Annotated in this window: 10 protein-coding genes; 8 read left to right on the top strand and 2 right to left on the bottom strand. The window is 61.8% G+C overall.

The window, feature by feature from the left end; genetic code table 11:
* The first annotated feature begins 205 nt into the window (after positions 1-205).
* From rseP to surE, 7 genes are all read left to right on the top strand, one after another.
* Positions 206-1636, top strand: a complete 1431-nt coding sequence (gene rseP / locus ACFCU0_RS03850) for an RIP metalloprotease RseP (protein WP_434972344.1) — start codon at positions 206-208, stop codon at positions 1634-1636.
* 275 nt (positions 1637-1911) lie between these two features.
* Entirely contained in the window at positions 1912-2835 is a 924-nt protein-coding gene (locus tag ACFCU0_RS03845) for an isoprenyl transferase (RefSeq protein ID WP_434972343.1), read from the top strand.
* A 450-nt stretch (positions 2836-3285) separates the two neighbouring features.
* Entirely contained in the window at positions 3286-5820 is a 2535-nt protein-coding gene (bamA, locus tag ACFCU0_RS03840) for an outer membrane protein assembly factor BamA (protein WP_434972342.1), read from the top strand.
* A 236-nt stretch (positions 5821-6056) separates the two neighbouring features.
* Positions 6057-6605, top strand: a complete 549-nt coding sequence (locus ACFCU0_RS03835) for an OmpH family outer membrane protein (protein WP_434972341.1) — start codon at positions 6057-6059, stop codon at positions 6603-6605.
* A 155-nt stretch (positions 6606-6760) separates the two neighbouring features.
* Positions 6761-7342 (top strand): OmpH family outer membrane protein, encoded by a 582-nt coding sequence (locus ACFCU0_RS03830; protein ID WP_434972340.1) that lies wholly within the window; start codon positions 6761-6763, stop codon positions 7340-7342.
* 233 nt (positions 7343-7575) lie between these two features.
* A complete protein-coding gene (gene panB / locus ACFCU0_RS03825) occupies positions 7576-8409 on the top strand; it encodes a 3-methyl-2-oxobutanoate hydroxymethyltransferase (protein WP_434972339.1) in 834 nt (277 codons plus the stop codon).
* Positions 8410-8480: 71 nt separating this feature from the next.
* Positions 8481-9287 carry a 5'/3'-nucleotidase SurE gene (surE, locus tag ACFCU0_RS03820; protein ID WP_434972338.1) on the top strand — a complete coding sequence of 269 codons (807 nt, stop codon included), beginning with the start codon at positions 8481-8483 and terminating at the stop codon, positions 9285-9287.
* A 103-nt stretch (positions 9288-9390) separates the two neighbouring features.
* On the opposite strand, the gene ACFCU0_RS03815 is transcribed toward surE, so the two are convergent.
* Together ACFCU0_RS03815 and folD are read right to left on the bottom strand one after the other, a co-directional pair.
* Positions 9391-10557 (bottom strand): mechanosensitive ion channel family protein, encoded by a 1167-nt coding sequence (locus ACFCU0_RS03815; RefSeq protein ID WP_434972337.1) that lies wholly within the window; start codon positions 10555-10557, stop codon positions 9391-9393.
* 87 nt (positions 10558-10644) lie between these two features.
* Positions 10645-11532, bottom strand: a complete 888-nt coding sequence (folD, locus tag ACFCU0_RS03810; protein ID WP_434972336.1) for a bifunctional methylenetetrahydrofolate dehydrogenase/methenyltetrahydrofolate cyclohydrolase FolD — start codon at positions 11530-11532, stop codon at positions 10645-10647.
* Positions 11533-11890: 358 nt separating this feature from the next.
* On the opposite strand from folD, the gene ACFCU0_RS03805 reads away from it, so the two are divergent.
* Positions 11891-12910: an aspartate kinase gene (locus ACFCU0_RS03805; protein ID WP_434972335.1), complete on the top strand. Its 1020-nt coding sequence runs from the start codon at positions 11891-11893 to the stop codon at positions 12908-12910.
* The last annotated feature ends 30 nt before the right edge of the window (positions 12911-12940 follow it).

The following is a 12940-nucleotide window of genomic DNA, read 5'->3' as shown; positions in this document are numbered from 1 at the left end:
GAACGCCGGGTGCGCGGCTAGATACGGCCAGGACCGCCCCTAAGCGCCTTCCGGCTCTGCGTAGCTGCACACGAATCGTCGTGATCACGTGAATACCCTGTGTGTGAACGTGACGGCACCGCGAACTGTGTAACTTGCCCGCGGCTCACATCGTTGACACGTCGGCGGGTTGCATCAAATCGTTTCATCTGCGTGGTAGCATTGCATGGAAACCCTTCTCGGCTTCTTGACATCGGCGCTCTGGGTGATCCTCGGGATCGGCCTGCTCGTCTTCATCCATGAGCTCGGTCACTTCCTTGCGGCCAAGTACTTCGGCATGCGGGTCGAGCAGTTCTCGATTGGCTTTCCCCCGAAAATTTTCAGCAGGCAAGTAGGGGAGACCGAGTACGTTATCGGCGCAACGCCGCTCGGCGGGTACGTGCGGGTATCGGGGATGCTCGACGAATCTCTCGACAGTGATTCCATACGGCAGGAGCCGGAACCGCACGACTATCGCGCGAAACCCGTGTGGCAGCGGATGATCTTCATCACGGCCGGCGTCATTTTCAATGCGATTCTGGCCGTGCTCATTTTCGCCGGCATCAGTTTCGCTGAAGGCGACGTATACATCCCGATGGAAGACGTCGAGAGCGTGTATGTCATGCCGGGCGGCATTGCGGCGGACATGGGGATGAAAACCGGAGATCAGGTGCTCACGATGAACGGGCGGCCGGTCGAGCGTTTCGGGACGTTGATGAATCTGAATACGGTCGTAGAGAAAGACACGCTCCGCCTCACCGTGCGGCGTGACGGAGCGACCGTCCCGCTGTACATCTCGCGCGACTCGATCATCAAGAAGGTCACGCGGCTCAACAACTCGGATCGTCCGGAGCTTCGCGGCCAGGCGATCGGGCTGGGCATCGATCCGCCCACCGTGTCTCAGGTTTCGGAAGGCTACCCTGCGGATTCTGTGGGGATCGTCGGGGGAGACCGCATCGTCGGGGTCAACCGGGACACGGTCCGCTACTTCGAAGAGTTGATTTACCACGTGAACACGGCGCCAAGCGATACGATGGAGGTGCGCTGGCTGCGGCCGGACTCGATCGAGGCCGTTCCGGGCTCAGGTGTGGCGCAGACGGTGTCGTCGACGGATGCGGGAACCGTGTATGCGGCAGCGCTCGTCACGCAAACCCGCGATGGCCGGCGCATCATCGGTGTTGCTGGACCGACGCAGGGCTCCTATGACGTGAAGCGGGAGCCGTATTCCCTCGCCGGGGCTGTGGTCGCTGGAGCCAATCAGACGTGGGACTTTACCCGAACGACCGTGCTGAGTCTGCAGCGCGTCATCACCGGTCAGGATGATCCGCGGGACAGTCTCGGGGGGCCGGTGAAGATCGTTGAGATTACGAGTTCTGCCGCGGCGGCGGGGCCGAGCCATTTCTGGCGGATCGTCGCCATCCTGTCGATTACACTGGCCATCATGAACATCCTGCCGATCCCGGCCCTGGATGGCGGGCACCTCGTCTTTCTTCTGTACGAGATCGTCACGCGCCGGGAGCCCTCTACCCGCTTCCGGCTGATGGCCCAGCAGATCGGGATGATCCTGCTGCTGGCGTTCATCACTTTCCTGATCTTCAACGATCTGATGCGTCTGTAGCCCGATGCGGCGAGACCTTTCCCTTCGCCGCACGTTCGCGCCCGATGTCGGACGCGCGTTTGTCGGACGCGCGTTTAAGGTTACATACGCTTGATCGAACCTCCACGCGGTTTCGTTGATGTTCGATCACGCTACCGTTACACTATTTAATCGATGCGCCTGGCGTTTTCCTGGGACATCGCCGCATGACGCGGATCCGCGTCAATCCGGATCTCCCGATCGGACGCGCTCGCATCGGTTTGTGCCGGAAAAATCTGCCACGTTATCCCAATAGGATGGCTTCAGAATCGATGTCCACAGCAGAGTCCTCGTCGGTTGATGCGCGCGCCGACGAACCGGTCTCCACGGAGGACGAGCGCACGGATGCCGACGTGCGTGCCCAGCAGGCACTTCGCCAGCGAGGCGACATTCCCCGTCACATCGCCTGCATCATGGACGGAAACGGCCGGTGGGCCCAGCGGCGCGACCAGCACCGTTCGTACGGTCACTATGAAGGCGTGTCGTCCGTGCGCGACGTGACCGAAACCTGTGCGCACGTCGGCGTCGATTACCTGACGCTCTACACGTTTAGCACGGAGAACTGGAACCGGCCCGCCGTGGAGGTCAACGCACTCATGGAGCTTCTCGTGCGCACGATCGAGAAGGAGCGGGAAACGCTCATGCGCAACAACGTGCAACTGAACACGATCGGTGATCTCCAGGAGCTACCGGAGCCCTGCCGCCGTGCTCTCAATGAAACCAAGGAGGTGACGGGCTCGAACGACGGGATGACGCTTACGCTGGCGCTCTCTTACAGCGGTCGCTGGGAAATCCTGGAGGCGGTGCGAGATATCGCAAGGGCGGTCCGGGATGGATCCCTTGACCCGGACGCCGTGGACGAGGCGCTCTTCGCGTCGTACCTCGACACCGCGGACATGCCCGATCCGGACCTCATCATCCGCACGGGCGGCGAGTACCGGTTGTCGAACTTCCTGCTCTGGCAGAGCGCGTACACGGAACTGTACATCACCGACTGCTACTGGCCGGACTTCCGTAGCGCCGAACTGTATGAGGCGATTCGCACCTACCAAGACCGCGACCGCCGTTTCGGCCGCGTCGACCCCACAGCCGACGTTGCCTCTGGAGACGGTGCCCTGTCCGACGAACCGCCGCTCAATGCCGCGATGTCGTCGCCCGACGTACGTCCTACGTCCCGATAGCCCCGCAGGTATTCCGTCGCGTCGCGCTGCCCCTCGGTGGCTCCTGACGATTGATCTTCGGCCGGGAACGTCGCGTCGACCCGTTGACCGTCCGGCCCGAATATTTCTTGACCTGCGGCGGACATCTCCGTCACCGTTGTCCGGGATTCATCGCGCGATCGGGTCGCGCCACGGCGCGTGGATGGTATCTGGATCGTCTTGGGCAATAACGCCGACCCCCGTGCGTTATAACCAGACCAGCCCGCGCCACGCCGTGCCGTCTGCATGAAGGCTGAAACAACTTTCCCGGTGAGCTGCGCGAGGGGCCGGGAATGACGTCGCCGACCCCGTGTCCGTCGAAACTGCGAACCGGTCGCCGGGTTGCTTCAATGATGCGTCCGGCGGACCGCTCAACTGCCGCGATCTCGCGCTTTTCTTCGTCTCTCCCCCGATCACCTTTTGCTTCCTGGCATGCGATTTCGCTCCCTCCTCCTTGCTCTCGCGGTTCTGCTCTGGGTTTTCCCCGCAGAGGCGCAAGTTCCGAACGGAGGACTGCAGAGTTCGCCACGTGCACAGGCGTCAACTCTGATTATCGACCAGATCCGCGTTGAAGGCGTCGAGGACGAGCAGACGCGTACGTTCGTGTCTCAGACCAGCGGCCTCGCTCGCGGCATGGAGATCCGGATGCCGGGCGGCCAGAAGATTGCCGAGGCCATCCGGTCGATCTACGAATTGCGGCTCTTTTCCGACGTTCGAATCTACCAGGAGTCGGTGACGGGTCGCAACGTGGACCTGGTGATTGAAGTTACGCCGGAGCCGCGTCTCGGCCGCTATTCGTTCAGCGGAATCAAAGACCGACACGAGGACGACCTGCGGGAGCAGATTTCGCTTCTGTCCGGTCGCCCGGTCCGTCCGTCGGACACGCAGCGGGCACAGCAGCAGATCAAAGACTTCTACGCGGAAAAAGGCTTCTTGCGGACCGAGGTAACGGTCGAAGAAACGGTTACCTCGGAGAATCGGGTCAATCTGATGTTTAATGTCAATCGCCGTGAGAAGGTAGAGGTTGAGGAAATCGACTTTGTCGGAAACGAGCAGTTCGACGACGGGGATCTGCGCGGTGCGATGGACGACACCAAGGAGAACCGCTGGTGGCGCTTCTGGAAGGGGGAGAAGTTCAAGGAGAACGCCTACGAGGACGATCTCGAGCGGGTTGTCGATTACTACAACGCCCGCGGCTACTATGACGCGCGCATCGTCAGCGACTCCGTCTATTTCAGCAGCGAAGACGGGATCGGCATCCAGGTTCGTGTCCAGGAGGGCAAGAAGTACTACGTCCGCAACATCGACTGGGAGGGGAACACCGTCTTCACCGATCGAACGCTGACAGAGCGGCTCGGACTTGAGGAAAATGAGCCGTGGAATGGGCGCCGCCTGGAGGAGAACCTCCTCGGCAACCGCGAGGGGAGCGACGTAATGGGCCTCTACATGGATCAAGGCTACATGCGCGCCAACATCCAGCCGACCGTGCGCGTCGTTGAAGGCGATTCGCTCGACGTCACCTTCGACGTCCGGGAGGGAGACATTTACACGTTCGGCGACATTCAGATCACCGGCAACAACAAAACGAAAAGTCACGTCATCCGGCGTGAGCTCTACACCGTTCCGGGACAGCGCTTCAGCCGGAGCGCCATCCAGGAGTCCATTCGCCGTCTCATGCAGCTGAACTACTTCAGCCAGGAGTCGCTCGCCGCCGGTCCGGACGTGCGGGTCGACCAGGAAGAGAAGCAGGCGAATCTGACGTACAGCGTCGAGGAGGTCGGAAGTGACCAGGTTGAACTGTCCGGAACGTACGGCCGCCAGCTCGGCCTCATCCTGCAGCTTGGGTTTCAGTTCAATAATTTCTCCATCCAGAACCTTTTTAATGGAGAGGCCTGGCGCCCACTGCCGACCGGCGACGGACAGAAGCTTGGCGTGAATGTGCGGACGAACGGTACGTTCTACCAGAGCTACTCCCTGTCGTTTACCGAACCGTGGTTCCGGGGTCGACCGACGCCGCTCGGCGGGTCGATTTCGTACTCTCGGTTCAGCAACACGCCGTCCCAGTTCCGTTTCCAGCAGCCTGACCGCCAGGAGGTCGGCGACGGCGTCTTTACCCGCATCAGCGGCTCGGTCTTCTACGAGCGCCGCCTCGGCTGGCCCGATGATAAGTTCAGTACCGGTACGACGCTCGGCTTCCAGCTGTACAACAACGTTCAGCGATACCGCTCGACAGACGATCCGGACGCGGAGCCGGTGAACCGGGGCCTGATCTCATCGGTGCCTCCGGGGCGAAACCAGCTGGTCACGGTTCGTCAGTCGCTCGTTCGAAACTCGCAGGACAATCCGCTCTTCCCGCGTCGGGGCTCGAAGATGGAGCTCTCGCTGGAGGTTGCACCGCCGATTGGGGATTTGCAGCAGTACCACAAGTGGCGCCTGAACACGCGCTGGAATCTGCCGATGGGCAACAAGTTTTCCATCGGGTTCGGCACAGACTTCGGCTACATCGGCTCACTGACCGGCGAGGACGTTGGCTTCGAACGGTTCGAAGTCGGCGGTACGCCGTTTGATTATAGCGGCTACAACTACGGAACGGACCCGATTTTCGTGCGCGGCTTCCCGGCTCGTGTGATCGGGCCGCGTGCCAACAACGGACAGGTCCCGCTCGGAGGAACGGTGTTGAACAAGTACTCCGCGGAATTCCGATGGAAAGCCGTCGAGTCGCAGCAACTCCAGGCGCAGCCGTACCTCTTTGCCGATGCAGCCAACACATGGCTCGGATTTGACAGTTACAACCCGAGCGAACTGTACCGCGCGGCGGGCGTCGGTCTGAAGGTTTTCCTTCCGATCGTCGGCATGATCGAGGTGAATTACGGGTACAACTTCGACAGCTACGAACCGCTGGAGTCTGGCGATGACGGCGTTTCTGACTGGACGTTCCAGTTCTCGCTCGGTCGCGGCTTCAACTAATCCAGCGGTCGCCTGCCGTCGGCCCCGGAGCGGTTGCTCTCAGGGGCCGATTTGCTGCCTGGGTTTCTGGCTGTTTTTCTTCGCCGCTCTTTTTCGCTCTGCACTCCTCGCCTGTGCCCTCCGCTTTGACTCAACGTTTCCGGCCGACCGCCGGCATGAGGTCGCCCGAGCGTGCACGTTTCGCCCGCACGATAGGCCTGCTGTGCGTTCTGTCTGTTCTATGGGCGGCGTTTCCTGTGACCGCAGACGCGCAGCAGAAGATCGGGTATATCGACTCGCAGTACATTCTCGATCGTCTGCCCGAATACCAGACTGTCCAGCAGAAGTTGGATCAGGTCGAGCAGCAATGGCGATCGGAGATACAGGACGCGCGGGATCGCGTTGAGGAACTCCGGCAGGAGTACCAGGCGCGCGAGTTGCTGTACACCGACGAAGAACGCGAACAACGAAAGCAGGAAATCACTGAAGCGCGTCGGGAGGTGGAATCGCTCCGGCAGCGCTACTTCGGGCCTGACGGTCAGCTGTTCAGCCGGCAGCGGGAGTTGATGCGACCCATCCAGGAGCGAATCCTTGCCGCCGTTGAAGAAGTCGCCACGAGTGAAGGTTACGACTATGTGCTGGACCAGAGCGGCGACGTGCTGTTCATGTTTGCACGCGATCAATATGACTTGAGCGATACGGTGCTGCGGGAGCTCGGCGTTGATGTTGAGCGCCAGCAACAGGACCGCTCTGCACCCTCCGGGAATCAGTCGCCCCGCGGCAGTCCCGACCGAAGCAACAACTAGGGCAGACCTTCGCGCCTTCCGCGTGCGGGACATCTCTGCCCCGGCGATGAATCGTGCCGCGTCGCATCCGTGTGAAGAATCGTTCCGCCGATACGAAACGCGGCCAACCCTCCGTTTGACCCCTGATCGTTTTTACGAGAATCGACTTATTTATCATGATCCGACGACTACAATCGCTTGCACTCCTCCTTCTCGTGGGTGGCCTATTGTTTGCCGCTCCGGCGCAGGCGCAGAAGATCGGCTACACGAATCAGCAGCTGATCCTGGTGAACATGCCGGAGTACACGAATGTGCAGCAGCAACTCCAGCAGGAGGCCCAGCGCCAGCAGCAGGAACTCCAGCAGGAGCAGCAGCAGTTTCAGCAGCGCCTTCAGACGTATCAGCGTCAGCAGTCGCTACTGGCCGACTCCGTCAAGGCTCGCCGCGAGCAGGAGCTCCGTCAGCGGCAGCAGCAGCTTCAGCAGTCCGCCGCACAGCGGGAGCAGGAACTGGCTCAGCGGGAGCGCGAGCTGATGCAGCCGCTCCTCGAGGAGCTTCAGACGGCGATCGGTGATGTCTCGTCACAGCAGAATATTGACTTCGTCGTTCGAACGGAGGCGCTTCTCTACGTGGCTGAAAACACCGACACAGCGGTCGACATCACCGTCGATGTGGCGCGCCAACTCGGCATTGAAGTGCCGGAAGAAGGCACGGAGCCGGAGCCGTCGGTCGACATGGGCGGCACCGATACGCCGTAGCGTCCACGAACGGCCACGGGAGGCTCGTCGGATCGCACTCTGATCGGCGTTTTTCCCGATACCAGCGCGGGCTTCCCGGATGGGGAGCCCGCGTTTTCTGTTTCAAGGATCGATGAGCGCAACGCAGTGGAAAGACGACGGATTCCTGCCGGAGGTTTGGGAGCGGCATGATTAATTCGTACGTTGAACCGCGCGGCCGATCCTCCCTTGACCCGAACGCCCCAGTCTTGCTTATGAGCACTCAAACGTCGGCTTCCAGCCCTTCGGACGTACCGCGCGTAACCACGAAGACGCTTCAAGAGATGAAGGCGGGCGGCGTCCCGATCGCGATGCTCACAGCATACGATTTCACGTCGGCTCGCCTGCTGGATCAGGCAGGTGTGGATGTTCTCCTGGTCGGCGACTCGGCATCCAACGTCATGGCGGGGAACGAGACCACGCTCCCGATGACGCTCGACCATATGATCTACCACGCGCAGTGCGTGGTGAGTGCAATCGAGCGGGCGCTCGTCATCGTCGATCTTCCGTTTGGAACGTACCAGGGCAACTCCAAGGAAGCGCTGGTGTCTGCAATCCGCGTTATGAAGGAGGCGGGGGCGCACGGCGTCAAGTTGGAAGGGGGGCAGGCGGTCGCGTCCACGATCGACCGGATTGTGACGGCAGGCATTCCCGTCATGGGCCATCTCGGCCTGACGCCTCAGAGCATCTACAACTTCGGCTCCTATAAAGTGCGGGCGAAGGAAGAGCAGGAGGCCGAGCAGCTTCTCGAGGACGCCCAGAGCTTGCAGGATGCCGGCTGCTTTGCGCTCGTTTTGGAAAAAATCCCGGCCGGACTGGCCAAACGCGTGACCGACAGCATCGACATCCCGGTTATCGGCATCGGAGCAGGAAAGGGCACGGACGGGCAGGTCCTCGTCATGCACGACGCGCTCGGGCTCACTACCGACTTCAACCCGCGGTTCGTTCGACGGTATGCCCGTCTCGACGAAGAGATTAAGGGCGCAGTGGGACGGTACATCGAAGACGTCCGCAGCCGCGATTTCCCGAGCGAGGATGAGAGCTACTGACGCTGCGACCGCGTGATCGCCGGGCATGGATCCGGCGCGCATTTTCAAGATCCGCCATTTTGAACGACTGCATGTCTTCTTCTGATTCTTCCTCCGACCGCCCTCTTATCCTCATATGCAACGACGACGGCATTGACGCGCCGGGCATCCAGTCTCTGGCCACTGCGCTGGACGGATACGGTGAACTGTGCGTCGTGGCGCCGGAGCAAGAGCAAAGTGCGGTCGGCCACGCGATTACGGTCCGCGACCCGGTCCGGGCCCACTCCTACGAGTTTGACGTTCCATCCGGACCGATCCGAGCGTGGGCGGTGACCGGTACGCCGGCCGATTGCATCAAGCTTGCCACGCACCAGCTCCTGGATCGCCAGCCGGACCTGGTCGTCAGTGGCATTAATCGGGGACCAAATACGGCGGTCAACATCTTGTACTCCGGCACGGTCAGTGCGGCGACGGAGGCTGCGATTTTAGGGTTCGACGCGATCGCCGTCTCCCTTTGCTCCTTCACGCTTGAGGAATACGAAGTTGCAGGACGCTACGCCGAGAGAATCGTGGAGCAGGTGCTCGACGAAGGGTTGCCGCCCGGCGTGCTACTGAACGTGAATGTCCCTGCCAAGCCCATGGACGAAGTGAAGGGCATCCGCGTGACGCGGCAGGCCCGTTCCCGGTGGGAGGAGAGCTTTGAGGCGCGCGTCGACCCGTTTGACCGGCCTTACTACTGGATCGCCGGGAAATTCGTGAACCTCGACGATGGTGACGAGACCGACCTCCAGGCGATCGAAAACGACTACGTGTCTGTGACGCCGATTCAGTTCGACCTGACCGCCTACAATCACCTCGACGCGATTCGCGGGTGGAGGTGGAACGGGAGACAGGAATAGTGCGAAGTGCGAAGGGCGAAGTTTGAAGGGCGAAGGGCGGAGGGTGGACGGGGCCGCTTGGTTAGGGCCGATTGATTGATGTTGCTGGATATGGCCGCGTCGTTTACGCCTCCTGGTCTTTCGTCTGCGGTTGCGAGCCGTCCCCGTTCTTGGCCTTTTGGAAGAGGGAGCTGTCGTGAAGCCCACGTGCCTCGTCCAGGAAGAGCTGCCGGTGGGGGAAGGGGATTTCGATGCCGGCGTCGCGGAGCGCCTCCCGTACTTTTTCCGTGTATTCCCATCGCATTTTCACCTCTTCGCTGGGGTCGCGGATGTAGAACCGCAGGGCCATGGTTACCGCCGAGTCGCCCATTCCCGTGACCACGGCGGTCGGCTCCGGACGCGTCAGTACCCGATCGTCGCCCTCCAGTGTCGCGAGGACAGCCTCTCGTGCCTCCTGAGGGTACTCCTTGTAGGCGACGCCAAAGTCGATATCGATCCGCAGCGTGTTCTGCTTCGTGTGGTTCACGACCTGGGTCGTGATCATCTGCGTGTTCGGGAGAACCATCACTTCGTTTCGGAGGCTTCGAATCCGGGTCGATCGCAGCGTGATCTCATCGACCTGACCGTAGTGCTCCTGAACGACGATGTAGTCTCCGACCTTGAATGGCTTGTCGAGCAGGATCGTGACGCCGGCGATGAAGTTCTCCAGCGAGTCGCGCGCGGCAAAACCGACGGCGATACCCGCAATCGAGAGACCGGCGACGAGCGCCGTCACGTTCACCCCGAGCGAGCTGAGAACCATCGCAATGATGAACGTCAGCGCCACCACGCGAAACGATTTCTGCAGGAGGCCCTGTACGCCGGCTTCGATCCGGTTGCTGTGCCCGAGCAGGCGCTCCAGCATCCGGTCGACCAGCCGGTACAGCAGAAAGAGGATGACAAAGTAGAGCGCCGCCATGAAAAGGCTGGCGATCACTTTTCCGGCGACCTCCAGCGTGCTCTGATAGAGAAGTCCCTCAATGGCCTGCCAGTCGCCTGTACTGGCGTATCGGATGAGGTCCGTGATGAACTCGCCGAAGTCTCGCGCCATGGTCGCCGCCTGATCAGCGGCGTTTGGGGTTTCCTCCTGGCCCGACCCAGTCGCTCCATCGGACGTCGTGTCCTGCTGGGCACCGCGGAAGGGGCCGGCGAGGCCCCCGAGGAAATTCGGTACATTCGGGTCGAGCGCCGAGGCGCTGGACTCGGTGGCGGCTGTATCAGCGGCCGTCGTGTCGGAAGCTTGCGGCAACATAGGGCGAAGAACGAAGGTGGGAAGCCGGTAGTGCGAACGATCGTGGCTGCCGGAACGGAGAGCGTTCGAGCGCGAGGCGTTCGAGGGCTACGCGACGGCAGTTTCTGCATGATGTCGCGCGGCGTTCATCGTGTTCTGCAGGAGCATGGCCCGGGTCATGAGTCCGACGCCACCGGGCACCGGGGTAATCCACGACGCTTTTTCCCGGACGGCGTCAAAGTCGACGTCGCCGACCAGCCGGTAGCCTTTTTCTCTCGATGCATCATCCACGCGGTTGATGCCCACGTCAATCACAACAGCGCCCTGTTTCACCATATCTGCCGTAATAAAGTTCGCGCGACCGACAGCGGCGACCACGAGATCGGCCTCCTGTGTGTGAGCGGCGAGGTCACGCGTGCGGCTGTGGCAGACCGTGACCGTGGCGTTCGCATCCCGCTGCATGAGAAGGGCTGCGAGCGGCTTGCCGACGATGTTTGACCGCCCGACGATCACTGCTCTCATGCCCTCGGTTTCGATCTCCGATCGCCGTAGCATCTCCACGATTCCAAAGGGGGTCGCGGGGATGAAGGAAGGAGCGCCGATAAGAAGGCGTCCCAGGTTTTCCGGGTGAAAGCCGTCCACGTCCTTGGTCGGGTCGATCGCGTCGATGACGGAGCGATCGTCGATGTGGTCGGGAAGGGGCAGCTGGACGAGGATACCGTCGACGCCAGGGTCGTCGTTTAGGCGCTCCACGACGTCAAGGAGCTCCGCTTCGGTGATATTGTCGTCAAAGCGGAGCGTCTTCGAATCGATGCCTGCCTGGCGTGCATCGCGTTCTTTGCCGCGAACGTAGGCCTCGGATGCCGGGTTCGATCCAATCAGGACGACCCGGAGGCACGGCGGGCGGTGCCCCTTTTCTGTCCAGGCGTCCACTTCGTCGGTTACGTCGGCACGTACGGCCTCGGCGAGCTCTTTTCCATCCAGTATCTGTGCCACGGCGGGATTGAAGACCTGTGCAAGGGGAAGTAGAAGGATGCACGTGTATCATACGAAACGCGGGTCCGGCGTGAAACGGAATGGATCCGAAGAAACGCGAAAAGCGCGTCAGAAGCAGGTATGGGAGTGATCCAGGCCCGCTCGATGTCGTATTGACATTTCCGATGTTTTCTGCGGAACGGGCGTTGCTTGCGTCGGGCAAGACTGGATGGTCTCGATCTCGACCGATGACGCCCCCCCGCACCGAGGCTCGTAGAACCGGAACGTTGCGTCGCGAGCCCGGGTAGCAACGCGTCCGGAGCGTTCCGGCGACCCCCCGCTCGGTATTCCTCTTCATTTGCGTCCCCCCGTTTCCTCGATGCCCACCGCCGCTTCGCCTGCGCCGAACGCGCCGTCGTCCTGGTCCGATGTGCCGCTTCCGGCGCATCCGGCCGCCGTATTGAAGTTCGGGGGTTCCTCCGTCGGATCTCCGGCGTCCTTCTCGACGGTCGTCGACGTGGTATCCGATGCCGTGGCGGACGGCCCGATCGTGGTGGTTGCGTCCGCCCTGGCGCGCGTGACGCGCCAGCTATCGAGCGGGCTCGAAGCATTTACCACCCATCACCATGATCCCGGGGTGGTGGATGACCTTGTATCGACCCTTCGCGATCGGCATCTCGACCACGCGGCCGCTGCCCTCGGGCCGTCATTCCTCGACGCATACCGTCTGATGTTGGACGAGCACCTCTCGCGCCTACGCACGGTGTTCGACCGAGTGCGCAATGAGGGGTTTTCTCCGGCACTGCGAGATGCTGTCCTTGCAACGGGGGAGCAGATGTCGGTGCCCATTCTTACGCTTGCCCTGCGGGATGCTGGGCACGCGGCTCCGCACTGTGACGCGACGAAGCTGATGGTGACCGACGATGCCTTCGGCGGCGCCAACGTACATCTTCGCGACACGGCGGACCGGGTCCGCCGGTGGTACGCAGACCTCGGCACGTCCGACGTCCCGGTGGTGGCTGGATTCATCGGGGCAACGCGTAGTGGCACGGTTACGACGCTCGGCTTCGAGGGGAGCGACTATTCCGCCGCTCTTTTCACCGCTATGCTCGGTGCCGGGTCCCTGACCCGGTTTACGGATGTCGACGGCCTCTACACGGCAGATCCGAACACCGACGAGAACGCCGAACGCCTGGATCGGATCGACATGGAAGAAGCATACGCTCGAACCGAATCCGGTGCCCTCGGCATGCATCCGAAGACGCTCCGTCCCCTCGTTCATGCCGGCATCCCGATGCAGGTACGTTCGATCCTTGACCCGTCTGTGCCCGGGACCTGCATCCTGCCGTCCGGCGCCGACGTAACCGACCTCATTCCCCGTGTACCGGACGCGGCATGACACCGGCGCGCCCGTGCCACTCCCCGCCCT

Source organism: Longibacter sp., assembly GCF_051155795.1.
Classification (GTDB): domain Bacteria; phylum Bacteroidota; class Rhodothermia; order Rhodothermales; family Salinibacteraceae; genus Longibacter.
The sequence above is the reverse complement of the archived record's forward strand: the minus strand, read 5'-3'. Positions and strand labels throughout refer to the sequence as shown.